The 26,045-nt window shown below is 60.4% G+C and carries 20 protein-coding genes; 15 read left to right on the top strand and 5 right to left on the bottom strand.

Annotation, left to right across the window (positions count from 1 at the left end; all coding sequences use genetic code 11):
• The 4 genes from FX982_RS00765 (at position 1) to FX982_RS00750 (ending at position 6,037) form a co-directional block, all read left to right on the top strand.
• The gene (locus tag FX982_RS00765) at positions 1–636 is read left to right on the top strand and encodes a DsbA family protein (RefSeq protein WP_172609272.1); all 636 of its coding nucleotides are present in this window, start codon (positions 1–3) and stop codon (positions 634–636) included.
• Positions 623–2,470, top strand: a complete 1,848-nt coding sequence (locus FX982_RS00760; RefSeq protein WP_172609271.1) for an ABC transporter ATP-binding protein — start codon at positions 623–625, stop codon at positions 2,468–2,470. The genes FX982_RS00765 and FX982_RS00760 overlap by 14 nt, the downstream gene beginning before the upstream one ends.
• Before the next feature lie 268 nt (positions 2,471–2,738).
• Entirely contained in the window at positions 2,739–5,204 is a 2,466-nt protein-coding gene (locus FX982_RS00755) for an EAL domain-containing protein (protein ID WP_172609270.1), read from the top strand.
• A gap of 35 nt (positions 5,205–5,239) precedes the next feature.
• Entirely contained in the window at positions 5,240–6,037 is a 798-nt protein-coding gene (locus tag FX982_RS00750; RefSeq protein ID WP_172609269.1) for a TenA family transcriptional regulator, read from the top strand.
• Between the two features lie 4 nt (positions 6,038–6,041).
• On the opposite strand, the gene FX982_RS00745 is transcribed toward FX982_RS00750, so the two are convergent.
• From FX982_RS00745 to FX982_RS00725, 5 genes are all read right to left on the bottom strand, one after another.
• Complete coding sequence (locus FX982_RS00745; RefSeq protein ID WP_172609268.1) at positions 6,042–6,968, bottom strand: GGDEF domain-containing protein; 927 nt, start codon at positions 6,966–6,968, stop codon at positions 6,042–6,044.
• Between the two features lie 291 nt (positions 6,969–7,259).
• The gene (locus FX982_RS00740) at positions 7,260–8,006 is read right to left on the bottom strand and encodes a YciK family oxidoreductase (protein WP_172609267.1); all 747 of its coding nucleotides are present in this window, start codon (positions 8,004–8,006) and stop codon (positions 7,260–7,262) included.
• A gap of 190 nt (positions 8,007–8,196) precedes the next feature.
• The gene (mupP, locus tag FX982_RS00735; protein WP_172609266.1) at positions 8,197–8,868 is read right to left on the bottom strand and encodes an N-acetylmuramic acid 6-phosphate phosphatase MupP; all 672 of its coding nucleotides are present in this window, start codon (positions 8,866–8,868) and stop codon (positions 8,197–8,199) included.
• Between the two features lie 3 nt (positions 8,869–8,871).
• On the bottom strand, positions 8,872–9,570 hold the full coding sequence (gene ubiG / locus FX982_RS00730; protein WP_122535654.1) for a bifunctional 2-polyprenyl-6-hydroxyphenol methylase/3-demethylubiquinol 3-O-methyltransferase UbiG: 699 nt from the start codon (positions 9,568–9,570) through the stop codon (positions 8,872–8,874).
• A gap of 67 nt (positions 9,571–9,637) precedes the next feature.
• The gene (locus FX982_RS00725) at positions 9,638–10,969 is read right to left on the bottom strand and encodes a TRZ/ATZ family hydrolase (protein WP_172609265.1); all 1,332 of its coding nucleotides are present in this window, start codon (positions 10,967–10,969) and stop codon (positions 9,638–9,640) included.
• A gap of 163 nt (positions 10,970–11,132) precedes the next feature.
• On the opposite strand from FX982_RS00725, the gene mtnA reads away from it, so the two are divergent.
• From mtnA to FX982_RS00670, 11 genes are all read left to right on the top strand, one after another.
• Positions 11,133–12,209 carry an S-methyl-5-thioribose-1-phosphate isomerase gene (mtnA, locus tag FX982_RS00720; RefSeq protein WP_172609264.1) on the top strand — a complete coding sequence of 359 codons (1,077 nt, stop codon included), beginning with the start codon at positions 11,133–11,135 and terminating at the stop codon, positions 12,207–12,209.
• Between the two features lie 305 nt (positions 12,210–12,514).
• A complete protein-coding gene (gene gyrA / locus FX982_RS00715; RefSeq protein ID WP_172609263.1) occupies positions 12,515–15,310 on the top strand; it encodes a DNA gyrase subunit A in 2,796 nt (931 codons plus the stop codon).
• A gap of 262 nt (positions 15,311–15,572) precedes the next feature.
• Positions 15,573–16,658: a 3-phosphoserine/phosphohydroxythreonine transaminase gene (serC, locus tag FX982_RS00710; RefSeq protein WP_172609262.1), complete on the top strand. Its 1,086-nt coding sequence runs from the start codon at positions 15,573–15,575 to the stop codon at positions 16,656–16,658.
• Complete coding sequence (gene pheA, locus FX982_RS00705; protein ID WP_122535649.1) at positions 16,658–17,752, top strand: prephenate dehydratase; 1,095 nt, start codon at positions 16,658–16,660, stop codon at positions 17,750–17,752. The genes serC and pheA overlap by 1 nt, the downstream gene beginning before the upstream one ends.
• Positions 17,753–17,805: 53 nt before the next feature.
• A complete protein-coding gene (gene hisC, locus FX982_RS00700; protein WP_172609261.1) occupies positions 17,806–18,918 on the top strand; it encodes a histidinol-phosphate transaminase in 1,113 nt (370 codons plus the stop codon).
• 28 nt (positions 18,919–18,946) lie between these two features.
• Positions 18,947–21,154, top strand: a complete 2,208-nt coding sequence (locus tag FX982_RS00695; RefSeq protein WP_254074957.1) for a bifunctional prephenate dehydrogenase/3-phosphoshikimate 1-carboxyvinyltransferase — start codon at positions 18,947–18,949, stop codon at positions 21,152–21,154.
• A complete protein-coding gene (cmk, locus tag FX982_RS00690; RefSeq protein ID WP_065992981.1) occupies positions 21,151–21,840 on the top strand; it encodes a (d)CMP kinase in 690 nt (229 codons plus the stop codon). The genes FX982_RS00695 and cmk overlap by 4 nt, the downstream gene beginning before the upstream one ends.
• A 121-nt stretch (positions 21,841–21,961) precedes the next feature.
• Positions 21,962–23,653, top strand: coding sequence for a 30S ribosomal protein S1 (gene rpsA / locus FX982_RS00685; protein WP_065992985.1), 1,692 nt, complete (start codon positions 21,962–21,964; stop codon positions 23,651–23,653).
• A gap of 201 nt (positions 23,654–23,854) precedes the next feature.
• Positions 23,855–24,154: an integration host factor subunit beta gene (ihfB, locus tag FX982_RS00680; RefSeq protein WP_037011901.1), complete on the top strand. Its 300-nt coding sequence runs from the start codon at positions 23,855–23,857 to the stop codon at positions 24,152–24,154.
• Between the two features lie 17 nt (positions 24,155–24,171).
• On the top strand, positions 24,172–24,411 hold the full coding sequence (locus FX982_RS00675; protein WP_122535647.1) for a lipopolysaccharide assembly protein LapA domain-containing protein: 240 nt from the start codon (positions 24,172–24,174) through the stop codon (positions 24,409–24,411).
• 195 nt (positions 24,412–24,606) lie between these two features.
• A complete protein-coding gene (locus tag FX982_RS00670) occupies positions 24,607–25,980 on the top strand; it encodes a phosphomannomutase (protein WP_122535646.1) in 1,374 nt (457 codons plus the stop codon).
• The last annotated feature ends 65 nt before the right edge of the window (positions 25,981–26,045 follow it).

The raw sequence follows: 26,045 nt of genomic DNA, 5'->3' as shown, positions 1-26,045 counted from the left end.
ATGTCCACCCGCCTCCTGTATGTGATGGACCCGATGTGTTCCTGGTGCTGGGGTTTTTCTCCGGTGGCCGAAGCATTGGTCGAGCAGGCGGGAGCGGCGGGGGTGCCGTTGCATCTGGTGGTGGGCGGGTTGCGCACCGGCAGTGGCGCGGCGCTGGAACCGACGACCAAACGCTACATCCTCGAACACTGGCAAGCGGTGCACGAGGCCACGGGCCAGGCGTTCCGTTTCGACGGCGCCTTGCCCGACGGTTTCGTCTACGACACCGGGCCTGCCTGCCGAGCGATTGTTGCGGCGCGCAGTCTGGCGCCGGACGTGGCCTGGCGGCTGGTCAAGGAAATCCAGCAGGCCTTTTACCTGGACGGCCGCGACGTGACCCACGGCTCGGTGCTGGCCGAGCTGGCCGAAAAAGCCGGCTTGCCGCGCATCGAGTTTGCCGAAGCCTTCGACAGCGTCGAGCAGCACACCGCGACTGCGTCGGATTTTTCCTGGGTTCAGGACTTGGGCATCGCGGGTTTTCCGACATTGCTTGCCGAGCACAACGGCCAGTTGGCGCTGCTGACCAACGGTTATCAACCCCTTGATGTCCTTGAGCCCTTGCTGGGTCGCTGGCTGGAGCGTAATGCCAGTGCCTGATGTCGAGAATCCGGACCGTCGCAGCACCGCCCCATCGGTTGATGAGCATCCCGCCGTTGATCGCTTGAACTGGGCGCAGATCCGCCGCCTTGCCCTGCAGCACAGGAAATCGCTGTGGGTGGCCAATGGCGTCGCGGTTCTGGCCGTGCTCTGCTCGGTGCCGATACCGCTGCTATTGCCGTTGCTGGTCGATGAAGTGCTGCTGGGCAAAGGCAATTCGGCGCTGATCTTCATGAATCAGTTCCTGCCCGACAGCCTGCACAAGCCCGTCGGCTACATCGGTCTGATGCTGGTGGCGACACTCTGCCTGCGCCTGGGCGCGCTGGTGTTCAACGTGATTCAGTCGTGGCTGTTTGCCGGCCTGGCCAAGAACATTGTCTACCGCATCCGCACGCGCCTGATCGGGCGACTCAAGCGCATCTCGTTGAGCGAATACGAAAGCCTGGGCAGCGGCACGGTCACCGCGCACCTGGTGACGGATCTGGACACCGTCGACAAATTCGTCGGCGAAACGCTCAGCAAGTTTCTCGTGGCGATGCTTACCCTCACAGGCACTGCCGCGATCCTGATGTGGATGCACTGGCAACTGGCGCTGCTGATTCTGCTGTTCAACCCGCTGGTGGTGTTCGCCACGGTGAAACTCGGCAAGCGCGTTAAGCACCTCAAGAAGCTGGAAAACGACAGCACTTCGCGCTTCACCCAGGCGCTCACGGAAACCCTCGACGCGATCCAGGAGATCCGCGCCAGCAACCGTCAGGGGTATTTCCTCGGATTGCTCGGCCTGCGCGCCCGGGAAGTGCGCGATTACGCGGTGTCGTCTCAATGGAAGAGCGACGCGTCGGGGCGGGCCAGCGGGTTGCTGTTTCAGTTCGGCATCGACATTTTCCGCGCTGCCGCGATGCTGACGGTGCTGTTCTCCGACCTGTCCATCGGTCACATGCTCGCCGTGTTCAGCTACCTGTGGTTCATGATTGGTCCCGTCGAACAGCTGCTGAACCTGCAGTACGCCTACTATGCGGCGGGCGGCGCGCTGACCCGGATCAACGAGCTGCTGGCCCGTGCGGACGAACCTCAGTACCCGGGACAAATCAATCCGTTCGAGGGTCGGCAGACGGTGAGCATTGACGTGCGCGGGTTGAGCTTCGGCTACAACGACGAGCTAGTCCTCGATCAACTTGACTTGTCGATCAATCCGGGCGAGAAGGTCGCCATTGTCGGTGCCAGCGGCGGCGGCAAAAGCACGCTGGTCCAGTTGTTGCTCGGCCTGTACACCCCCCAATCCGGCGTCATTCGTTTTGGTGGCTCGCGCATGCAGGAGATTGGTCTGGACACCGTGCGCGAGAACGTCGCGGTGGTGCTGCAGCATCCGGCGCTGTTCAACGACACCGTCCGCGCCAACCTGCTGATGGGTCGCGAGCAGGACGACAGCGCCTGTTGGCAGGCGCTGGAAATCGCGCAGATGGATGCCACGATCCGCGCGCTGCCCCTCGGGCTGGACAGTGTGGTCGGGCGCTCGGGTGTTCGGTTGTCTGGTGGCCAGCGACAACGGCTGGCCATTGCGCGCATGGTCCTGGCTGACCCCAAGGTGGTGATTCTCGACGAGGCTACTTCTGCCCTGGACGCTGCCACCGAGTACAACCTGCATCAGGCGCTGAACCGTTTTTTAAGTGGCCGCACCACGCTGATCATTGCCCACCGACTGTCGGCAGTGAAACAGGCGGATCGGGTACTGGTGTTCGATGGCGGGCGCATTGCCGAGGACGGTGACCATCAGCAGCTGATTGCAGACGGCGGGTTGTACGCCAGGCTCTACGGACACCTGCAACAGGTGTGACTCAGCCTGTGGGTTTCCAGAGGTTCGTGGCGAAATGGCGTATCGCCACTGGAACACGTCAATTGTTGGGCTATGCTTCGCGTCGACGCCCGCCGGAAATGTGAGAAGCGTCATGTTTACGTCTCTCCACTCAATTGGCTGGTTACGTCCTGTAATGGATGTGAGAGATTGTCTGCTGCATCGTGGAAATTAGCGAAGTCCCTCAGGCTCCAGGAAGGTTGCCTGGCAGGGGGGCTGAGTATCTGGCAGTGCTGATCAAAGGGACACCATGAAGCAAAAGCGGATTCTCGAGAAGCCTCGCCTTCTGGGCATCGTATGGCCATTTATCGCCGTTGTGCTGTTACAGGCACTGCTCGGCTGCGTCAGCCTGTACATGATGTCGGCGGTGCGCAGCTACATTGGCGGGGAGAGCCTGTGGTCGAAGGGCCAGAAAGACGCCATTTACTACCTGAATCTCTACGCCAACAGCCGCGACGACATTAATTACCTGAAATACCAAAAAGCCATTGCCATTCCCCAGGGCGGCCATGACCTGCGCCTGGCCATGGATCAGCCGGTGCCCGACATCGCGCGCGCCAAGGCCGGGATTCTGCAAGGTGGCAACCACCCTGACGATGCCCAGAGCATCATCTGGCTTTATCTGAATTTTCAGCACTTCAGCTACCTGGAAAAGGCCATTGACCTGTGGAAGGTCGGTGACAACTACCTGGTCCAGCTCGATGAAGTCGCCCGGGAAATGCACGCGCGGATTCAGGAAGGCAACGTCACCAATAGCGAGGTCCTGGGGTGGCGGCAGCGCATCAGCGCCATCAACGAAGGCGTCACGCCCGCGGCCATGGCCTTCAGCGACGCGCTGGGCGAGGGCTCGCGGGTCATCCTGCGAATTCTGCTGGTGGTCAACCTCGCCACCGCGCTGTGCCTGATCATCCTGGCGCTGCTGCGCACCCATAAGTTGCTGGAGCAGCGCCATGCCTTCGCGGTCGCGCTGCAGATGGAAAAGGAGCGCGCGCAAATTACCCTCGAGTCCATCGGTGATGGTGTCATCACCACCGATGTCGACGGCTCCATCGTCTATATGAATCCCGCCGCCGAACTCATGACTCACTGGAAAAACGAGCAGGCGGCCGGCCTGCCGCTGGCCGCGTTGTTCAGCCTGCTCGACGAGAATGACCAGAAAGACACCTCGACCCTGATCGAGCGCATGCTCAGTGGCAATTTGGGCGGCGGCAGCGAAAGCTCACGACTGATTCAGCGCCTGGACGGCAGCACTGTGTCGGTCGCGCTGGTCGGCTCGCCGATTCGCGCCGAAGGCAAGGTCAGTGGCGCGGTGCTGGTGCTGCACGACATGACCCAGGAGCGGCAGTACATCGCCAACCTGTCCTGGCAAGCGACCCACGATGCCCTGACCGGGCTGGCGAACCGCCGCGAGTTCGAATACCGCCTGGAACTGGCCCTCAACAATCTGGTGGAGCAGCCCGCGCGGCATGCACTGTTATTTCTGGATCTTGACCAGTTCAAGCTGGTCAACGACACCAGCGGTCATGCGGCGGGTGATGAGTTGCTGCGGCACATTTGCACGCTGTTGCAGCAGGGCGTGCGGGAGGGTGACACCCTGGCGCGACTGGGCGGTGACGAGTTCGGCATCCTCCTCGAACATTGCGCGCCGGAGGACGCCGAACGGGTCGCCGAAAGTCTGCGGCAAACTGTGGAAAGCCTGCATTTTGTCTGGAAAGGCCGGCCGTTTGTGACCACGGTCAGCATTGGCCTGGTGCACATCGACGAGGTCCCGACCACCCTGGAAGCCTCGCTGCGCGCCGCCGACATGGCCTGCTACATGGCCAAGGAAAAAGGTCGCAACCGGGTTCAGGTCTACCACGACGACGACTCCGATCTGTCCACCCGCTTTGGTGAAATGGCGTGGATTCAGCGCCTGCACATGGCCCTCGAAGAGAATCGCTTCTGCCTGTATTCCCAGGAAATCGCAGCGCTGGGTCGCAACGCCGAGCAAAGCAACGGCCATATCGAGATTCTGCTGCGGCTGCGGGACGAGTCCGGGCGGATGATCCTGCCCGACAGCTTCATCCCCGCCGCAGAACGCTACGGCATGATGACCACACTGGATCGCTGGGTCGTGCAGCACGTCTTCATGATCATTGCCGACTGCCTCAAGGCCGGGCACCACAAGGGGCCGATGGCGGTGTGTGCGATCAACCTGTCCGGGACCAGCATTGGCGACGACGCATTTCTTGAATATTTGCGACAGCAGTTCCAGATCTACGCAATCCCTCCTGAACTTATCTGTTTTGAAATCACCGAAACCAGTGCGATCGCCAATTTGGGCAGCGCCATTCGGTTCATCAATGAACTTAAAAGTCTGGGATGCCGTTTCTCTCTGGATGACTTCTGTGCAGGCATGTCGTCATTCGCTTACCTGAAGCACTTGCCTGTGGACTTCCTGAAGATTGATGGCAGTTTCGTAAAAGACATGCTCGACGATCCGGTCAACCGGGCGATGGTGGAAGTGATCAACCATATCGGGCACGTAATGGGCAAACAGACGATCGCCGAGTTCGTCGAAAGCCCCCAGATAGAGCAGGCGTTATTGGAAATCGGTGTGGACTACGCTCAGGGGTACGTTATCGAGCGACCGCAATTATTCACCTGTGAATGTCTGCACGCACGGCCCGCGAGGCAGACCCCACTGTTGTTCAGCGCTCCCGGGACTTTTCGCTGAACGCACCCTACGCAACTTACATAAGGAGCTACACAGTGATCGATATGTTCATTAGAACCGGTCCGCTGATGGATGCCAGCAGTTACCCCGCTTGGGCACAGCAATTGATTGACGATTGCAGTGACGCCAAGGCCAAGGTGGTAGGGCATGAACTTTATCAACGCATGCGTGACGGGCGGCTCAGTTCTAAGACCATGCGCCAGTACCTCATTGGGGGCTGGCCGGTCGTCGAACAGTTCGCGGTCTATATGGCGCATAACCTGACCAAAACCCGATTCGCCCGACACCCGGGTGAAGACATGGCGCGACGATGGTTGATGCGCAATATTCGGGTCGAACTCAACCACGCCGATTACTGGGTCAACTGGAGCGCCGCCCACGGGGTGACGCTGGAAGACTTGCAGGCGCAGTTGGTGCCCTCGGAACTCCATGCGCTGAATCACTGGTGCTGGCACAGTTGTTCGTCGGATTCACTGGTAGTCGCCATCGCGGCGACCAACTACGCCATCGAAGGTGCCACCGGTGAATGGTCGGCGGTCGTCTGTTCCCAGGACACCTACGCGGACATGTTCCCGCCGGACACACGAAAGCGGGCGATGAAGTGGCTGAAGATGCATGCGCAGTACGACGATTCCCACCCTTGGGAAGCGCTGGAAATCATCTGCACCCTGGCCGGCAACAATCCCAGCGAGCAATTGCAGAGCGACCTGCGAATGGCGGTCTGCAAAAGCTACGAGTACATGTTTCTGTTCCTTGAGCGGTGCATGACGCTGGAACGATCCCAGGAAGGTAACGGCTCGGTCCGGGAACACCGGATACCTGCCCGCGCCTGATCGATCAGCCCGCCATCTCCAGGCGGTTGCGGCCCTTACGCTTGGCGGCGTACAGGGCCGTGTCAGCGCGGCGCAACATGCTGTCGGACGATTCGCCCGGCAGCAGCGTCGAGCAACCGAGGCTGACGGTCAGATCCAGAGGCCGTCCTGTCACCGGATAACTGAGTTGCAGTGCCGCACTGCGCAGGCGTTCGCCCACCAGCGCGGCTGACTCACGACTGGTGTTGGTCAGCACGATGAGAAATTCCTCACCGCCAAATCTGAACACCTGATCGATATTGCGCAGGCGATCCTTGACCGCGTTGGTCACGGCCCGCAGCACTTCGTCGCCGGTGGCATGGCCATGGGTGTCGTTGATGCCCTTGAAGTGGTCGATGTCCAGCATCAGCACCGATAGCGGTTGCTGCTGGCGGCGTGCGATTTCGAACTCTCGAATGAGTGACTGTTCCATGGCAATCCGGTTACCGGCGCCGGTCAGCGGGTCACGCAGCGCACTCAGGCTGGCATGGCGGTACAGCAGGGCATTGCGCAGGGGATAGAGCAAGCTCGACAGCAACGATTCGAGTTGCTCCAGCTCGTGCTCGGCGAAACGATGATCACGCTGGAACGAAAGCTCGCCAAGTTGTTTGCCTTCGTGGGTCATGCTGTACGTGGCGTTATGCCGGGCGCGTTCGCCGAGCTCCAGACGCAGATCAGTGGGCAGGTGTTTGAAGTTAAGGGCATTCAGCGGGATGAGCTGCTGAATGCTCTGGAAGAGCATCGACAGGATCTTGTCCGCTTCAAGGCTGGTCTGCAGTTGCAGGTCGAGCTGACGCCGGAGCTGCTCGTAATCGAGGGCAGGCCGGACGAGGCTGTGCTGCGGCGCGAAACCATGGCGTTGCAGCCGGGCGCTGTCGAAATCTATGGCATTGGTGGTGGTTGGAAAACTCATGGTTCCGCTCCTTCGCCTCTACGGGCTTGAAATGGAGAGAGCGAAACTCGTGCCAATTCGACTGCCTGCGAGAAAAGCATTGTCAATCAATAAGTTGCGGCGGATTGTGACAGGTTTGGTACCTTTCGGCGCCTTGGATTTGACTTACGTATCGATTCCGAACGCATTGGGCGATACAAGACGACAGGAAACTGCCGAGTGGAGGGCACCCGGCGCCACTAGATATTCAGATGAGGGAGCGCAGCGTCAGTGCGCTCGCTCCCATGAGCTGCGACGAACGCACAGCCGGGTTCAGCGGGTCTGCGCATCCAGTGCCTGCCCGTTGATGCCCTTGCTATCCGGGCCCATCAGGTACAGGTACACCGGCATGATCTCTTCCGGCGTCGGGTTGTTGGTCGGGTCCTCGGCCGGGTACGCCTGGGCGCGCATGTCAGTGCGGGTTGCGCCCGGATTGATGCTATTGGCGCGTAGCGACCCCAGCCCGTCGATTTCATCGGCCAGCGTCTGCATCAGCCCCTCGGTGGCGAACTTGGACACACCATAGGCGCCCCAATACGCGCGGCCTTTGCGCCCGACGCTGCTGGAGGTGAACGCAATGGATGCGTCACCCGAGAGCTTGAGCAGAGGCAGCAACGCAGTGGTCAGCATGAAGGTGGCGTTGACGTTGACGTGCATGACTTGCATGAACTGCTCACCAGTGAGCTGTTCGATCGGCGTGCGCGGGCCGATGATCGAGGCATTGTGCAATACACCGTCTAGCCGACCGAACTCGTCTTCGATCATCGCGGCGAGTTCATCGTATTGATGGGGCAGGGCAGTCTCGAGGTCGAACGGAATGACAACGGGCTGCGGATGTCCGGCGGCCTCGATCTCGTCATACAGCGCGCTCAGGTTCGATTCGGTCCTGCCCAGCAGCAAGACCGTTGCACCGTGGGCGGCGTAGGTTCTCGCGGCGGCGGCACCGATGCCACGGCCGGCGCCGGTGACCAGGATTACCCGGTCCTTGAGCAGATCGGGGCGGGCGGAATAATTAAACATGAGGGCTCCTTCATCACACATACTCAAGCGGTAAAACGCAGTGTGTGGCTGGCGGCATTACTGTGGGAGCGAGCTTGCTCGCGAATGTATTCTGGATCCACTAAAGATGCGACGGACGTACCGTCGTCTTCGCGAGCAAGATGGAGCGCGACCTCGATCGTCCCGCAAGGGATTTGCATTCGGCCTCAAATCAGCAGCTGCACAACGCATCGTCCAGCACCCGGCGCAGCTCCAGCGGGTGATTCACCACCACGTCCGCGCCCCAATGATCGGGGTTGTCGTGGGGATGGATATAGCCATAGCGAACGGCGGCGGTCTTGGTCCCGGCGTCGCGGCCGGATTCGATGTCACGCAGGTCATCGCCCACGAACAACACGCTGGCCGGGTCCAGATCGAGCATCTTGCAGGCCAGCAACAGCGGCTCCGGGTCGGGCTTGCTCTTGGTCACATGGTCCGGGCAGATCAGCAGCGCAGAGCGCTCCGACAAACCCAGCTGCTCCATGATCGGCTGGGCGAAGCGCACCGGTTTGTTGGTCACCACGCCCCAGATCAGGTTGGCTTTTTCGATGTCCGCCAGCAACTCGGCCATGCCGTCGAACAGCTTGCTGTGCACTGCGCAATCAGTCTGGTAGCGCGCCAGAAATTCCAGTCGCAGCGCCTCGAATTCCGGCGCGTCAGGGGACATGGCGAACGCCGCCGAGACCATGGCCCTGGCACCGCCGGAGATTTCATCGCGAATCAGTTTGTCGTCCACACGCGGAAAGCCGCGTTCGGCCAGCATCGCCTGGCAGATCGCAATGAAATCCGGCGCGGTGTCGAGCAGCGTGCCGTCCATGTCGAAGAGAACTGCCCTCAGGCGCATGGCTCAGACCCCTCGCAACGTCTGGATCATGTAATTGACGTCGACATCGGACGCCAGCTTGTAGTGCTTGGTCAGCGGGTTGTAGGTCAGGCCGGTGATGTCCTTGACCTGCAGGCCGGCATCGCGGCTCCACGCGCCCAGCTCGGACGGGCGGATGAATTTCTTGAAGTCATGGGTGCCGCGCGGCAGCAGGTTCATGATGTATTCGGCGCCGATGATGGCGAACAGGTAAGCCTTCGGGTTGCGGTTGATGGTGGAGAAAAACACCTGACCGCCCGGCTTGACCATCTGGTAGCAGGCGCGAATCACTGACGAAGGGTCCGGCACATGCTCGAGCATTTCCAGGCAGGTCACGACATCGAACTGCTCGGGCATCTCTTCGGCCAACGCTTCGGCGGTGATCTGCCGGTATTCAACGCTCACGCCGGATTCCAGCTGATGCAGTTGCGCCACGGCCAGCGGCGCTTCGCCCATGTCGATGCCGGTCACGGTGGCGCCGCGCAAGGCCATGGCCTCGCTCAGAATGCCGCCGCCGCAGCCGACATCCAGCACCTTCTTGCCGGCCAGATTCACGCGCTCATCAATCCAGTTCACCCGTAGCGGATTGATGTCGTGCAGCGGCTTGAATTCGCTGTTGCGGTCCCACCAGCGATGGGCGAGGGCCTCGAATTTGGCGATTTCGGCGTGGTCGACGTTGCTCATGTGCGTTCCTCAAAAACTTGAATTCGGTGTCCTGCCACGGTATCTGACCGTGGCGGCGCTCATTGGGTCAGGCTTTGTCTGCCGCGATGCGACTGCCCCAGGCTTTGGCGGTTCGGGTCAGCGCTTCTTCGTCCATGCGGGTCAGGCGCTTGTCCTGCAGCAACTGCTTGCCGGCAACCCAGACGTGGGTCACGCAGTCGCGTCCCGTTGCGTAAATAAGTTGTGACACCGGGTCGTAGACCGGCTGTTGTGAGAGCCCCGAGAGGTCGAACGCGACCATGTCGGCGGCCTTGCCTATTTGCAGCGAGCCGGTGTGATCATCAATGCCCAGGGCGCGGGCGCCGTTCAGCGTGGCCATACGCAGCGCACGGTGGGCGTCCAGAGCAGTGGCCGAGCCGGCCACCGCCTTCGCCAGCAGCGCGGCGGTGCGGGTTTCGCCGAGCAGGTCCAGGTCGTTGTTGCTGGCCGCGCCGTCGGTGCCGATGGCGACGTTGACCCCGGCCTGCCATAGGCGCTCCACCGGGCAGAAGCCGCTGGCCAGTTTCAGGTTCGATTCGGGGCAGTGAATGACGCTGGAGTTGCTTTCGACCAGCATCGCCAGGTCGTCATCGCTGATCTGGGTCATGTGCACCGCCTGGAAACGCGGGCCCAGCAGGCCCAGACGCTGCAGCCGCGCGATGGGGCGTTCCTGGCGCTGCTGAACGGCCTCGTGTACTTCAAAAGCGGTTTCGTGAACGTGCATCTGGATCATTGCGTCCAGCTCATCGGCGATGACCCGGATCTTCTCCAGGTTCTCGTCGCTGACGGTATAAGGCGCGTGGGGGCCCATGGCGATCTTGATGCGATCGTGGTGGGCGAGGTCGTTGAACAGCTCGATACCGATGTGCAGCGATTCATCGCTGTTGCGCGCGCCGGGTATCGGGAAGTCCAGCACCGGCACGGTGATCTGTGCGCGAATGCCACTGTTGTGCACCCGCTCGCAGGCGACCTTCGGAAAGAAATACATGTCGGAGAAGCAGGTGATGCCACCTTTCAACTGCTCGGCAATGGCCAGATCGGTGCCGTCGCGGACGAAATCCTCATCGACCCATTTCGCCTCGGCTGGCCAGATATGGTCCTGCAGCCAGGTCATCAACGGCAGATCGTCGGCCAGACCGCGGAACAGCGTCATCGCCGCATGGCCGTGGGCGTTGATCAGCCCGGGACTGAGCAGCATGCCCGGCAACTCGCGCACTTCGATGGCCGGCTGGCGCAGGGCCTCGGCGCGGGGGCCGATGTAAACGATCAGGCCATCGCGGATGCCGATTCCGTGCTGCTTCAACACAACGCCGGCGGGTTCGACCGGTACCAGCCAGTCCGGCAGCAACAACAGGTCGAGCGGGGCAGCGGAATGGGGCATGGGGCGGGCATCCAATGGCTTATTACGGGGACGGCGAAGTATACCCGAGCGTCTTCGCAGGCGGCTCGCTATAATCGGCGGCTTTTTAAGGTGCTGGCGATTTGCTTCTTTGCACCGTCGCTGTGGCGGCAGCTTTTCAAAAATTCATCAAGTGGGGTGTGCAATGCGCGATCGATTACTGGCTGCGGAGAAGGTAAAGGCCATCGATTGGCGGGACGGCACGTTGCATCTGCTGGATCAGCGGGTCCTGCCCTTCGAAGAAACCTGGCATCCCTACACTACAGCTGAAGGCGTGGCCGAAGCCATTCGCACGATGGTGGTGCGCGGCGCGCCAGCCATCGGTATCAGTGCGGCCTACGGCATCGTATTGGCGGTTAGTGATCGTCTGGCCGAAGGCGGCGACTGGCAAATGGCCCTGGAAGAAGACTTCGACCTGCTGGCCAACTCCCGGCCCACGGCGGTCAACCTGTTCTGGGCGCTGAATCGCATGCGCGAGCGCCTGTATCGCCTGAAGGATCACGAAGATCCGCTGAAGGTCATGGAAGCCGAAGCCGTGGCTATTCATTTGAGCGACCGCGAAGCGAACCTGACCATGGCGCAACTGGGTGCCGAGCTGATCCGCAAGCATCAGGGCAACCTGCAGACCGTGCTGACCCACTGCAACACTGGCGCACTGGCCACCGGCGGCTTTGGTACCGCACTCGGCGTCATTCGCGCAGCACATCTTGAAGGCATGATCGAGCGCGTTTACGCCGATGAAACCCGGCCCTGGCTGCAGGGCTCCCGCCTCACGGCGTGGGAGCTGGTCAACGAAGGCATTCCGGTCACCCTCAACGCCGACTCTGCGGCCGCGCACCTGATGAAAACCAAGGGCATCACCTGGGTCATCGTGGGTGCCGACCGCATTACCGCCAACGGCGACGTCGCCAACAAGATCGGCACTTACCAGTTGGCGGTCGCGGCAATGCATCATGGCGTGCGCTTCATGGTGGTAGCGCCGAGCTCGACCATCGACATGAACCTGGCCAGCGGCGACGACATTCCCATCGAAGAGCGCGACGGCCGCGAATTGCTCGAAGTCGGCGGCACGCGCGTGGGTGCCGACGTTGACGCATTTAATCCGGTGTTCGACGTGACGCCCGCTGATCTCATCGACGCCATCGTCACCGAGAAGGGCATCGTCGAACGTCCCGACACGGCGAAAATGGCGCTGTTGATGTGCCGCAAACGCCTGCATTAATCACGCCGTGACCGGTAATACCGTTCGTCCCCATACGCCGTATCACGCTCTGTGAGCGCGTCTCAGGCGTCTGCTGGTGAAATGGCTTGTTCGCGGCACCTGCAAACACTTCGTGCCTGACGGCGATTGTGGTACCATCCGGCGCTTTCCAAAGGGCCGCATGGCGACCCTGATAACTGCGCCTATTCATGGCATAACTCGCTGATTTGTCGTAAGTCGTTGCCTGACAATCGTCGGCAGCGGCAAGCCTTGTTCATCCCGTACGGCTGAGCGAGGTTTCACCAGAAAAAGGAATCAGGCTTCTCATGGGCGAACTGGCCAAAGAAATCCTCCCGGTCAATATCGAAGACGAGCTGAAGCAGTCCTACCTCGACTACGCGATGAGCGTCATCGTCGGACGAGCTCTGCCCGATGCGCGCGACGGCTTGAAGCCCGTGCACCGGCGGGTACTGTTCGCGATGAGCGAACTGGGTAACGACTGGAACAAGCCGTACAAGAAATCCGCCCGTGTGGTCGGTGACGTTATCGGTAAGTACCACCCGCATGGCGACACCGCGGTCTACGACACCATCGTTCGTATGGCCCAACCCTTTTCCCTGCGCTACCTGCTGGTAGACGGCCAGGGCAACTTCGGTTCCGTGGACGGCGACAACGCCGCCGCCATGCGATACACCGAAGTTCGCATGACCAAGCTGGCCCACGAGCTGCTGGCCGACCTGCACAAGGAAACCGTGGACTGGGTGCCGAACTACGACGGCACCGAACAGATCCCCGCGGTCATGCCGACTCGTATTCCCAACCTGCTGGTCAACGGCTCAAGCGGCATCGCCGTCGGCATGGCGACCAACATTCCGCCGCACAACCTCGGTGAAGTCATCGACGGCTGTCTGGCGCTCATCGACAACGGCGACCTCACCGTCGACGAGTTGATGCAGTACATCCCCGGCCCCGACTTCCCGACCGCCGCGATCATCAACGGTCGTGCCGGCATCGTCGAAGCCTACAAAACCGGCCGTGGCCGCATATACATGCGCGCCCGCTCCATTGTCGAAGACATCGACAAGGTCGGTGGTCGCCAGCAGATCGTCATCACCGAACTGCCGTACCAGCTGAACAAGGCGCGTCTGATCGAGAAGATCGCCGAGCTGGTCAAAGAGAAGAAGCTTGAAGGCATCACCGAACTGCGCGACGAGTCCGACAAGGACGGCATGCGCGTGGTCATCGAGCTGCGTCGCGGCGAAGTGCCTGAGGTCATCCTTAACAATCTTTACGCCCAGACCCAACTGCAAAGCGTCTTCGGTATCAACATTGTTGCGCTGATCGACGGCCGCCCACGCATCCTGAACCTCAAGGACCTGCTGGAAGCCTTTATTCGTCACCGTCGCGAAGTGGTTACCCGCCGCACCGTGTTCGAACTGCGCAAGGCCCGCGAGCGGGGTCACATCCTCGAAGGTCAGGCCGTTGCCCTGTCGAACATCGACCCGGTCATCGCGTTGATCAAAGCCTCGCCGACACCGGCCGAAGCGAAAGAAGGCCTGATCAGCACACCTTGGGAATCCAGCGCCGTGGTCGAGATGGTCGAGCGTGCAGGCGCCGAATCCTCCCGCCCGGAAAACCTCGATCCTCAGTACGGCATGCGTGACGGCAAGTATTTCCTGTCGCCGGAACAGGCTCAGGCCATCCTCGAACTGCGTCTGCACCGCCTGACCGGTCTGGAGCACGAAAAGCTGCTGACCGAGTACCAGGAAATCCTGACTCAGATCGGCGAGCTGCTGCGCATCCTCAACAGCGCCACGCGCCTGATGGAAGTCATCCGCGAAGAGCTCGAGCTGATCCGCGCCGAATACGGCGATGTGCGTCGCACCGAGATCCTCGATGCGCGCCTGGACCTGACCCTCGGCGACATGATCCCCGAAGAAGAGCGCGTCGTGACCATCTCCCACGGTGGCTACGCCAAGACTCAACCGCTGGCCGTCTACCAGGCCCAGCGTCGCGGCGGCAAAGGCAAGTCGGCCACCGGCGTCAAGGATGAGGACTACATCGCTCACCTGCTGGTCGCCAACAGCCACACCACGCTGCTGATGTTCTCCAGCAAAGGCAAGGTGTACTGGCTCAAGACCTACGAGATCCCGGAAGCGTCCCGCGCTGCCCGTGGCCGTCCGCTGGTCAACCTGTTGCCGCTGAGCGAAGGCGAATACATCACCACCATGCTGCCGGTCGACCTCGAAGCCATGCGCAAGCGGGCTGACGAAGAAGAAGCCGAAGGCGTGGACACCGACGCCGAAGACCTCGAAAACAGCAACGAGACCGAAGAAGAGCGCAAGGCGCGCATCAAGGCCGCCGACAAGAAGAAAGCGCCGTTCATCTTCATGTCGACCGCCAACGGTACGGTCAAGAAGACCCCGCTGGTGGCGTTCAGTCGTCAACGCAGCGTTGGCCTGATTGCGCTGGAGCTGGACGAAGGCGACATCCTGATTTCCGCGGCCGTCACCGATGGCGAGCAGGAAATCATGCTGTTCTCCGACGGCGGCAAGGTCACCCGCTTCAAGGAATCCGAAGTGCGCGCCATGGGCCGTACCGCTCGCGGTGTGCGCGGCATGCGTCTGCCGGAAGGGCAGAAGCTGATTTCCATGCTGATTCCGGAGCAGGGCAGCCAGATCCTCACCGCTTCCGAGCGTGGTTACGGCAAGCGCACTGCGATTACCGAGTTCCCCGAGTACAAGCGTGGCGGTCAGGGCGTCATCGCCATGGTCAGCAATGAGCGTAACGGCCGTCTGGTCGGCGCCGTTCAGGTCCAGGAAGGCGAGGAGATCATGCTGATTTCCGACCAGGGCACGCTGGTGCGTACCCGTGTTGGCGAAGTCTCGAGTCTGGGCCGTAACACTCAGGGCGTGACCCTGATCAAACTGGCCAAGGACGAGAAACTGGTCGGTCTGGAGCGCGTGCAGGAGCCATCGGAAGTCGAAGGTGAAGAGCTGGAAGGCGAAGCGTTCGACGCAGATGAGGTTGATGGCGACGTTATCGGCGCCGCTGAAACCGACGAGTCCGCTGACGATGTGCAAGCGGATCCCGCGGCTGACGAAGACGAGCCGCAGGCGTAGCGCTAATAAAAAGGGGCCGGTGATCCGGCCCTTTCCTCAGAATGATGAGGCAGATGTTGTCAGGGAGACCGTTTTCGCAACCGTTGTAAACTCCGATTGCTCCTGCAGTCGATTTTTAGTGCCCTACTGGAGAACGTCTGTAGGAGCAATCGAAGGTCACGACGGTCGCGATTCGGTTCTTCCGACACAATGCAGTCCCTGTTCAGCACCTCCCCGCACTTCACCCGTTCCAAATTAATTCAGTGACACGACGAGAGTGGATATGAGCAAGCGAGCCTTTAACTTCTGCGCAGGTCCTGCCGCGCTCCCTGAAGCTGTTCTGCTGCGCGCCCAGGCCGAACTCCTGGACTGGCATGGCAAAGGCCTGTCCGTCATGGAAATGAGCCATCGCAGCGACGAGTTCGTCTCCATCGCCACCAAGGCGGAGCAGGACTTTCGCGACCTGCTGTCCATCCCCTCAAACTACAAAGTGCTGTTTCTTCAAGGCGGCGGCAGTCAGCAATTCGCTCAGGTTCCGTTGAACCTGCTGCCGGAAAGCGGCACGGCCGACTACATCGACACCGGCATCTGGTCCCAGAAAGCCATTGAAGAAGCATCCCGCTACGGCAATATCAATGTCGCCGCCAGCGCCAAACCCGCCGATTACTTCGCTATCCCCGGTCAGAGCGAGTGGAAGCTGTCGAAAGACGCAGCCTACGTTCACTACGTGCCCAACGAGACCATCGGTGGTCTGCAATTTAACTGGATTCCGGAAACCGGTGACGTGCCGCTGGTTGCTGACATGTCTTCGGATATTCTCTCGCGCCGTCTCGACGTGTCGCGTTTCGGCATGATCTTCGCTGGCGCCCAGAAGAACATCGGCCCGAGCGGCATTGTCGTGGCGATCATCCGCGAGGACCTGCTGGGTCGCGCGCGCTCGCTGTGTCCAACGATGCTCAACTACAAAGTCGCCGCCGACAACGGATCCATGTACAACACGCCGCCAACACTGGCGTGGTACCTGTCCGGTCTGGTCTTCGAATGGCTGAAAGAGCAGGGCGGGGTCGAAGCCATGGCCGTGCGCAATGAGCTCAAGCAGCGCACGCTGTACGACTTCATCGACGCCAGCGGCTTGTACAGCAACCCGATCAACCCCTCCGATCGCTCGTGGATGAATGTGCCGTTCCGTCTGGCCGATGATCGCCTGGACAAGCCGTTCCTCGCGGGTGCCGAAGCGCGCAATCTGCTGAACCTCAAGGGCCACCGTTCGGTGGGCGGCATGCGCGCCTCCATCTACAACGCCATCGACATCAATGCGGTCAATGCCCTGACCGCCTACATGGCAGAGTTCGAGAAGGAACACGGCTAATGTCTGAACAAGAGCTCAAGGCACTGCGGGTCCGCATCGACAGCCTGGACGAAAAGGTTCTGGAGCTGATCAGCGAGCGCGCCCGCTGTGCCCAGGAAGTCGCGCGCGTCAAGATGGCCGGTCTCCCGGCTGGCGAAGTACCGGTGTTTTATCGCCCTGAACGTGAAGCAGCGGTGCTCAAGCGCGTCATGGAGCGTAATCGTGGCCCGTTGAGCAACGAAGAGATGGCGCGGCTGTTCCGCGAAATCATGTCCTCGTGTCTTGCGCTTGAGCAGCCGCTCAAGGTCGCGTATCTCGGCCCGGAAGGCACTTTTACCCAGGCGGCGGCGCTGAAGCATTTTGGCCACGCTGTGATCAGCAAGCCGATGGCTGCGATCGACGAAGTGTTCCGCGAAGTCGTCGCCGGTGCGGTGAACTTCGGCGTCGTCCCGGTGGAGAACTCCACCGAAGGTGCGGTCAACCACACCCTGGACAGCTTTCTTGAACACGACATGGTCATCTGTGGCGAAGTCGAGCTGCGTATTCACCACCATCTGCTGGTGGGCGAGAGCACCAAGACCGACAGCATCAGCCGCATCTATTCCCACGCGCAGTCCCTGGCGCAATGCCGCAAATGGCTGGACGCGCACTACCCGAACGTCGAGCGCGTCGCTGTCGCCAGCAATGCCGAGGCGGCCAAGCGGGTCAAAGGCGAGTGGAACTCGGCGGCGATCGCCGGTGATATGGCGGCGGGCCTTTACGGCCTGACGCGGATTGCCGAGAAGATCGAAGACCGTCCGGACAACTCCACGCGTTTCCTCATGATCGGCAATCAGGAAGTGCCGCCGACGGGCGACGACAAGACGTCGATCATTGTGTCGATGAGCAACAAGCCCGGTGCGCTGCATGAACTGTTGGTGCCTTTCCACGAAAACGGCATCGACCTGACGCGGATCGAGACGCGGCCCTCGCGAAGCGGTAAATGGACCTACGTGTTCTTCATCGATTTCGTCGGCCACTACCGCGACCCGCTGATCAAGGCCGTTCTCGAGCAAATCAGCCAGGAAGCCGTGGCGCTCAAGGTGTTGGGTTCCTATCCGAAGGCAGTACTTTGATCCTGCGTCCGGACTTGTAGCCCACAGGTTTCACTGAAAAGGTAATGCGATACATGAGCGGCGACTTCCTCGCGCTGGCACAGCCCGGCGTGCAAAAACTATCGCCTTACGTTCCCGGCAAACCGGTGGACGAACTGGCCCGTGAACTGGGTATCGATCCGGCGCGCATCATCAAGCTGGCGAGCAACGAAAACCCGATGGGCGCGAGCCCCAGGGCGTTGCGGGCGATCAACGACGCACTGGCGGAGTTGACCCGTTACCCCGACGGCAACGGTTTCGAGCTCAAGCAGCGCTTGTCGCAAGCCTGTGGAGTGCAGCCTCAGCAAGTGACGCTCGGCAACGGCTCCAATGACATTCTGGAAATCGTCGCCCGTGCCTATCTGGCGCCGGGGCTCAATGCGGTGTTCAGTGAACACGCCTTCGCGATCTATCCAATCGTCACCCAGGCCGTGGGCGCAACCGCTCACATCGCCAGGGCAAAGAATTGGGGACACGACCTGCCGACCATGCTCGCCGCCATCGACAGCAACACCCGGGTCGTCTTCATCGCCAATCCGAACAACCCCACCGGGACCTGGTTTGGGCCAAGCGCATTGGCGGATTTCCTCGCTCAGGTGCCCAGGGACGTGCTGGTGGTGCTGGACGAGGCTTACATTGAATACGCCGAAGGTGCCGAACTGCCTGACGGACTCGACTTCCTGAGTGCCTATCCGAACCTGCTGGTCTCGCGGACGTTCTCCAAGGCCTATGGCCTGGCGTCGTTGCGCGTCGGTTATGCGTTGTCCTCGCCGGTCGTGGCGGACGTGCTGAACCGCGTGCGTCAGCCATTCAACGTCAACAGCCTTGCACTGGCAGCTGCCTGCGCCGCGCTGGACGATGTTGACTATGTTGCGCAAAGCCGTCAGCTGAATGAAGCCGGCATGCAGCAGCTGGAAGAAGGGCTTGGCCGGATGGGCCTGGACTGGATTCCCTCAAAGGCCAACTTCATCGCCGTGGACTTGGGGCGCGAAGCCGCTTCGGTTTATGAAGGATTGCTGCGCGAAGGCGTCATCGTTCGTCCGGTCGGCGGTTACGGCATGCCCGATCATCTGCGGGTGAGCATTGGTCTGCCAGCAGAAAACAGCCGCTTTCTCGAGGCGTTGAGCAAGGTTTTGGCGCGTGGTTGATGTCATGTCCTTGCAACCCGCTGAGCCTGTGATCGGCCGACTGGTGGTGGTCGGTCTCGGCTTGATCGGAGGGTCATTCGCCAAAGGCTTGAAGGAGAGTGGCTTGTGTCGCGAAGTGGTGGGCGTCGATCTCGATCCGCAATCGCGCACACTGGCCGTCGAACTGGGCGTGGTTGATCGCTGTGAAGACAGTCTCGCTGCCGCTTGCACAGGGGCGGACGTCATTCAGTTGGCCGTGCCGATCCTCGCCATGGAAAAGCTCCTCGGGATACTGGCAGGCCTGGACCTGGGCAATGCCGTGCTGACCGATGTCGGCAGCGCCAAAGGCAATGTGGTCCGTGCTGCCCGCGAGGCGTTTGGTGTGATGCCCGCGCGCTTCGTACCCGGCCACCCGATTGCCGGCTCCGAGCAGAGCGGGGTGGAAGCCTCCAACGCCGAGCTATTCAAGCGGCACAAAGTCATCCTTACACCGCTGGCTGAAACCGACTCTTCTGCGCTGGCGCTGGTCGATCGTCTCTGGTCGGCTCTGGGCGCTGACGTGGAGCACATGCAGGTCGAGCGTCACGATGAGGTGCTGGCGGCGACGAGTCATTTGCCTCACCTCCTGGCCTTCGGTCTGGTGGATTCCCTGGCCAAGCGCAACGAAAACCTCGACATCTTCCGTTATGCAGCGGGCGGCTTTCGCGACTTTACGCGCATCGCTGGCAGCGATCCTGTGATGTGGCATGACATCTTCCTGGCGAATCGCGAGGCGGTGCTGCGCACCCTCGACACCTTCCGCAGTGACCTGGATGCGTTGCGCGACGCAGTCGATGCAGGCGATGGACATCAACTGCTCGGCGTGTTCACCCGGGCTCGCGTCGCCCGGGAGCATTTCGGCAAGATCCTCGCCCGCCGTGCCTACGTTGAAAAAACCTCAGACGCCGACCTCAGCTTTATTGCCCAGCCGGGCGGCGTGGTCAGGGGGCGGGTTCGCGTGCCGGGGGACAAGTCGATTTCCCACCGGGCGATCATGCTCGGGTCACTGGCCCAAGGCACTAGCGTCGTCGAGGGCTTGCTTGAGAGCGAAGACGCGCTGGCGACCTTGCAGGCCTTCCGCGACATGGGCGTGGTCATCGAGGGGCCGCACCACGGTCGCCTGACCATTCATGGCGTTGGGCTTGACGGGCTTCAACCCGCTCCGGGGCCGCTTTACCTCGGTAACTCGGGCACGTCGATGCGCCTGCTGTGTGGCCTGTTGGCCGCGCAGCGATTCGACAGCGTGCTGACCGGCGATGCGTCGCTGTCCCGGCGCTCGATGACCAGTGTCGTCGAGCCATTGCGCCAGATGGGCGCGGTGATCGAAACCGCAGAGGACGGCCGACCGCCGCTGACCGTTCGCGGCGGGCAGTGGCTTCAGGCCATCCGCTACGACATGCCGTTGCCCGGCGCTCAGGTGAAATCCGCGCTGTTGCTCGCCGGTCTTTACGCAAATGGCACAACGATGGTGCATGAGTCGGCGCCGACCCGGGACCACACCGAGCGTATGCTGCAAGGGTTCGGCCATTCGGTTGCTGTCCATGACGGGACTGCGGCGCTGCAGTCAGGGGTAGAGCTCAAGGCAGCACGCATCGAAGTGCCCGCTGATATTTCTTCGGCGGCGTTTTTCCTGGTGGCAGCCTCCATCGCCGAAGACTCCGACCTGATTCTGGAAGGCGTGGGCGTCAACCCGACGCGCTCGGGCGTTATCGATATCCTGCGCCTGATGGGTGCGGACATCACGCTGCTTAATCTGCGCGACGCCGGCGGTGAGCCTGTGGCGGATCTGCGCGTGCGCCATGCCCGCCTCAAAGGGATCGATATACCCCGGGCACTGGTGCTCCTGGCTACCGACGAGCTTCCGGCACTTCTGATTGCCGCCGCGTGCGCCGAAGGGCAAATGGTGTTTAACGGTGCCCAGGCCCTGCGTGTCAGGGAATCCGGCCGACTTCAAGCCATGGCCGACGGTCTGGCGACGCTCGGTATAAACGTTGAATCGACTGCAGATGGCATCATTATTGATGGTGGAACCGTCGGCGGTGGTGAAATCAATGCGCAAGGTGATCACCGCATCGCCATGGCATTCAGTATCGCGTCGCTGCGCGCGGCCAGCCCGATCCACATCCGGGACTGCGCCAATGTGGCGACTTCATTTCCCAGTTTCCTGACGCTGTGTGCTCAGGTGGGTATTCGTGTAACGCAAGAGGGGCAATCGTGAAAGTTCAAGCTCCGGTCATTACGATCGACGGACCCAGCGGTTCCGGGAAGGGCACAGTGGCGGGCAAGCTGGCCAAACGTCTGGGCTGGTCCCTGCTGGATTCCGGCGCGCTGTATCGGCTGCTGGCCTTCGCCGCGGTCAACCATGGCGTCGACCTGACCAATGAAGAAGCATTGAAGCTGCTGGCTGCGCATCTGGATGTGCAGTTCATGGCAGCGACCGACGACCACGGTCAGCGCATTATCCTGGAAGGTGAGGACGTGACGTCGGCCATCCGCAATGAGCACGTGGGCAGTGGCGCGTCGCAGGTGGCCTCGTTGCCGGCGGTTCGCGAAGCATTGTTACAGCGCCAGCGGGCGTTTCAGGAGTTTCCGGGGCTGATTGCCGACGGCCGCGACATGGGCACGGTGGTATTTCCCGGCGCGCCATTGAAGATTTTTCTGACGGCCAGCGTCGACGAGCGTGCCCGCCGACGATATTTGCAGTTGAAGGCCAAGGGTGACGATGTTAGTCTGCCGAGTCTGCTAGATGAGATCCGTGTCCGCGACGAGCGCGACACCCAGCGAGCGGTAGCCCCGCTCAAGCCGGCGCATGACGCCATTCAGCTGGATTCCACCGAATTGTCCATCGAGCAGGTGCTTGAACGCATCCTGAGTGAAGTCGCACTCCGCGATCTCGCCGGATGACCAGAAAGCCATGTGGGAGACCAGTCATAGTCCCGCAGGCTTTCTTTCATATGAACGAAACCCACGTTGTCTGGAGCGTGGCAGATGGGCGTATTCTTCGCCCTTATCAACAGGAATTAAAATGAGCGAAAGCTTTGCTGAACTTTTCGAAGAAAGCCTAAAGACTCTTAACCTTCAGGCCGGTTCGATCATCACCGCGATCATCGTCGATATCGATTACCAGGCTGGTTGGGTCACCGTTCACGCTGGTCTGAAGTCTGAAGGCCTCATCCCGCTGGAGCAGTTCCACAACGACGCTGGCGAGCTGACCATCAAGATTGGCGATGAAGTGCACGTTGCGCTGGACGCGGTCGAAGACGGCTTTGGCGAAACCAAGCTGTCCCGCGAAAAAGCCAAGCGTGCCGAGTGCTGGATCGTTCTGGAAGCGGCTTTCGCAGCTGAGGAAGTGGTCAAGGGCGTTATCAACGGTAAGGTTAAAGGCGGCTTCACAGTCGACGTTAACGGCATCCGTGCGTTCCTGCCAGGTTCTCTGGTTGACGTCCGTCCAGTGCGCGACACCACGCACCTGGAAGGCAAAGAGCTGGAATTCAAGGTCATCAAGCTGGACCAGAAGCGCAACAACGTTGTCGTTTCCCGTCGCAGTGTCCTGGAAGCCGAAAACAGCGCCGAGCGCGAAGCTCTGCTGGAATCGCTGCAGGAAGGCCAGCAGGTCAAGGGTATCGTCAAGAACCTCACCGATTACGGCGCATTCGTCGATCTGGGTGGCGTCGATGGCCTGCTGCACATCACCGACATGGCGTGGAAGCGTATCAAGCATCCATCGGAAATCGTCAACGTTGGCGATGAGATTGATGTAAAGGTCCTGAAGTACGATCGCGAGCGCAATCGTGTTTCCTTGGGTCTGAAGCAACTGGGTGAAGATCCATGGGTTGCTATCAAGGCTCGTTACCCGGAAGGCACTCGCGTCACCGCGCGTGTTACCAACCTGACCGACTACGGCTGCTTCGCAGAGCTGGAAGAAGGTGTGGAAGGCCTGGTACACGTTTCCGAAATGGACTGGACCAACAAGAACATCCACCCGTCTAAAGTCGTTCAGGTTGGCGACGAAGTGGAAGTCATGGTCCTGGACATCGACGAAGAGCGTCGTCGTATCTCCCTCGGCATCAAGCAGTGCAAATCTAACCCGTGGGAAGATTTCTCTGGCCAGTTCAACAAGGGCGACAAGATCTCCGGCACCATCAAGTCGATCACCGATTTCGGTATCTTCATTGGTCTGGACGGCGGCATCGACGGTCTGGTTCACCTGTCCGACATCTCCTGGAACGAAGTGGGCGAAGAAGCCGTACGTCGTTTCAAGAAGGGCGACGAGCTTGACACCGTGATCCTGTCGGTTGATCCAGAGCGTGAGCGCATCTCGCTGGGCATCAAGCAGCTGGAAAGCGATCCGTTCTCCGAGTACGTCACTGTCAATGACAAAGGCGCTATCGTCCGCGGTATCGTTAAAGAAGTTGACGCCAAAGGCGCCATCATCACTCTGGCCGACGACATCGAAGCGACCCTCAAAGCCTCCGAAATCAGCCGTGACCGCGTTGAAGACGCGCGTAACGTTCTGAAAGAAGGCGAAGAGATCGAAGCCAAGATCATCAGCGTTGACCGCAAGAGCCGCGTGATCAGCTTGTCCATCAAGTCGAAAGACGTTGAAGACGAGAAAGAAGCGATTCAGAGCCTGCGTAGCAAGCCTGAAACTGCTGAAAGCACTGGTCCTACCACTCTGGGTGACCTGCTGCGTGCTCAAATGGAAAAACAGAACTGAGTTCTGTCTGACCATTGAAAAAGGGCGACTTCGGTCGCCCTTTTTTGTGGGCGGGTGTTTTACGGCAGATTCGGCCATTGGCCGGTTGACGATCTAGAAGCTCGTCTCATTTAAGTCTGGACACACTCTGTTCAAATCCTTCAGGTCATGCTAAAACCTTCAAAGCGCTTTACCTAGCTGCTTGAAAAAGAAGGGAAAAATATGACGAAGTCGGAGTTGATCGAACGAATTGTCACCCATCAAGGACTGCTCTCATCCAAAGATGTGGAGTTGGCCATCAAGACCATGCTTGAGCAGATGTCGCAGTGCCTTGCGACGGGCGACCGTATTGAAATACGCGGCTTTGGCAGCTTCTCGCTGCATTACCGCGCGCCCCGCGTAGGCCGTAATCCAAAGACAGGTCAGTCTGTCAGCCTCGACGGCAAGTTTGTCCCTCACTTCAAGCCAGGCAAAGAGCTCCGCGACCGGGTGAACGAAGAAGAGGAGCATGAGCTCCAATAGCTCTTTGAGGGGTTCTCATGCGAAATGTAAAGCGTCTAATCTTTTTAGTTATCGCCCTGTTGATCGCAGCGGCGATTGTTGTATTTGTGCTGGAAAACCAGCAAGCCGTTGCACTGGTGTTCTTTGGCTGGAATGCGCCCGAGCTGCCTGTCGCCGTGCCGGTGATCTTTGCACTGCTGGTGGGCATGCTGATTGGCCCCCTGTTGGTCTCAATCGCGCGTCTGCGCAGGAAGCCCAAAGCGTCACGTCTGCCCTGATAGAATCCCGCGCGCCAGACACCTCAACGCTTGCGTTCAAGATAATTACAAGCGCACTTATAACTAATCTCCTTTTTTAATGCCTAACCCACGCCTCAAGCTTTCAGGCGCGAGGGTTGCGTGCAGTTCGTTATTCGAGCTGCTTCTACTGAACAGAGGAACCTTCGGGTTTTTTCGTCGCATAGGTTTTTACACATGAGTTCCGACTATCCCGCTCTGCAGACTCGCTGCTTCAAGGCCTACGACATCCGTGGCCAAGTGCCCAATGACCTCGATGATGACATCGCGTACCGCATCGGTCGGTCCATGGTTGTTGAACTGGGTGCCAAAAATATCGTTGTAGGCCGAGACATGCGTCTTGAAAGCCCGGCTCTCGCTCAGGCATTGATCAAAGGCATTCAGGAAGCCGGCGCCGATGTCATCGACATCGGCCTGTGCGGTACCGAAGAAGTCTATTTCGCCACCAGCCACTACGATGCAGACGGCGGCGTGATGGTCACTGCCAGTCATAACCCGAAGGGTTATAACGGCATGAAGCTGGTCCAGAAATCGTCCCGTCCCATCAGCGGCGACACCGGGCTCGATGCCATTCGCCAGCGCGTGGATGCGGGCGACTTCGGTCAAGTGGCGGCTCAGCACGGCAGCGTCCAGTCCAAGCCGGACAAAACCGCCTACATCGAACACCTGCTGACCTACGTCAAAGGTGCCGACCTTCGTCCATTGAAGATCCTGGCCGACCCGGGCAATGGCGCTGTGGGTCCTGCACTGGACGCGATCCGCTCCCAGCTGCCTTTCGAGTGGGTGATCATCAACGCTGAACCGGATGGCAATTTCCCCAACGGCGTGCCGAACCCGCTGCTTCCGGAAAACCGCAGCATCACGCGGGACGCGCTGCTCAAGCACGGCTGTGACCTGGGCCTGGCGTGGGACGGTGACTTTGACCGTTGTTTCTTCTTTGACGAGCAAGGCCGTTTCGTTGAGGGTTACTACCTGGTGGGCCTGCTGGCCGAAATGCTGCTCAAGCAACACCCTGGCTCGAAAATCATTCATGACCCACGCCTGACCTGGAACACCATCGATCAGGTCAAGCAGGCGGGCGGTACGCCGGTGCTGTGCAAGACCGGTCACGCTTTCATCAAGGAGCGCATGCGCCTGGAAGACGCCGTGTATGGCGGCGAAATGAGTGCTCACCACTACTTCCGCGATTTTGCCTACTGCGACAGCGGCATGATCCCGTGGCTGTTGGTCGCCGCGCTGATGTCTGTGTCCGGCAAGAAGTTCTCGCAACTGGTTGATGAGCGCATGGCTGCCTATCCGTGCAGCGGCGAAATCAACTACAAGGTCGAAGACGTCAAATCCATCATCGCCAAGATCCTGGAACACTACACGCCGTCTTGCTCGAACATCGACAGAACCGACGGCATCAGCCTTGAGTTCGCCGAATGGCGCTTCAACCTGCGCGGTTCGAATACTGAGCCTTTGCTGCGTCTGAACGTCGAGAGCCGTCGTGATCCAGCCCTGGTAGAAGCCAAGGTCAAAGAGATCGAAGCGCTGATCAACGGCAAGTGATGCACCTGGCCCACGGCCCTGCTGACTGAATGGCAGGGCCGCGAGTCAATCGTCTACAATGGCGC

It is taken from the genome of Pseudomonas graminis (genome assembly GCF_013201545.1).
Lineage (GTDB): Bacteria > Pseudomonadota > Gammaproteobacteria > Pseudomonadales > Pseudomonadaceae > Aquipseudomonas.
The sequence above is the reverse complement of the archived record's forward strand: the minus strand, read 5'-3'. Positions and strand labels throughout refer to the sequence as shown.

Coding starts and splice junctions, on each gene's coding strand:
- FX982_RS00765 (WP_172609272.1), top strand. CDS start 1: ATGTCCACCCGCCTCCTGTATGTGATGGACCCGATGTGTTCCTGGTGC.
- FX982_RS00760 (WP_172609271.1), top strand. CDS start 623: ATGCCAGTGCCTGATGTCGAGAATCCGGACCGTCGCAGCACCGCCCCA.
- FX982_RS00755 (WP_172609270.1), top strand. CDS start 2,739: ATGAAGCAAAAGCGGATTCTCGAGAAGCCTCGCCTTCTGGGCATCGTA.
- FX982_RS00745 (WP_172609268.1), bottom strand. CDS start 6,968: ATGAGTTTTCCAACCACCACCAATGCCATAGATTTCGACAGCGCCCGG.
- FX982_RS00740 (WP_172609267.1), bottom strand. CDS start 8,006: ATGTTTAATTATTCCGCCCGCCCCGATCTGCTCAAGGACCGGGTAATC.
- mupP (WP_172609266.1), bottom strand. CDS start 8,868: ATGCGCCTGAGGGCAGTTCTCTTCGACATGGACGGCACGCTGCTCGAC.
- ubiG (WP_122535654.1), bottom strand. CDS start 9,570: ATGAGCAACGTCGACCACGCCGAAATCGCCAAATTCGAGGCCCTCGCC.
- FX982_RS00725 (WP_172609265.1), bottom strand. CDS start 10,969: ATGCCCCATTCCGCTGCCCCGCTCGACCTGTTGTTGCTGCCGGACTGG.
- mtnA (WP_172609264.1), top strand. CDS start 11,133: ATGCGCGATCGATTACTGGCTGCGGAGAAGGTAAAGGCCATCGATTGG.
- gyrA (WP_172609263.1), top strand. CDS start 12,515: ATGGGCGAACTGGCCAAAGAAATCCTCCCGGTCAATATCGAAGACGAG.
- serC (WP_172609262.1), top strand. CDS start 15,573: ATGAGCAAGCGAGCCTTTAACTTCTGCGCAGGTCCTGCCGCGCTCCCT.
- pheA (WP_122535649.1), top strand. CDS start 16,658: ATGTCTGAACAAGAGCTCAAGGCACTGCGGGTCCGCATCGACAGCCTG.
- hisC (WP_172609261.1), top strand. CDS start 17,806: ATGAGCGGCGACTTCCTCGCGCTGGCACAGCCCGGCGTGCAAAAACTA.
- rpsA (WP_065992985.1), top strand. CDS start 21,962: ATGAGCGAAAGCTTTGCTGAACTTTTCGAAGAAAGCCTAAAGACTCTT.
- ihfB (WP_037011901.1), top strand. CDS start 23,855: ATGACGAAGTCGGAGTTGATCGAACGAATTGTCACCCATCAAGGACTG.
- FX982_RS00675 (WP_122535647.1), top strand. CDS start 24,172: ATGCGAAATGTAAAGCGTCTAATCTTTTTAGTTATCGCCCTGTTGATC.
- FX982_RS00670 (WP_122535646.1), top strand. CDS start 24,607: ATGAGTTCCGACTATCCCGCTCTGCAGACTCGCTGCTTCAAGGCCTAC.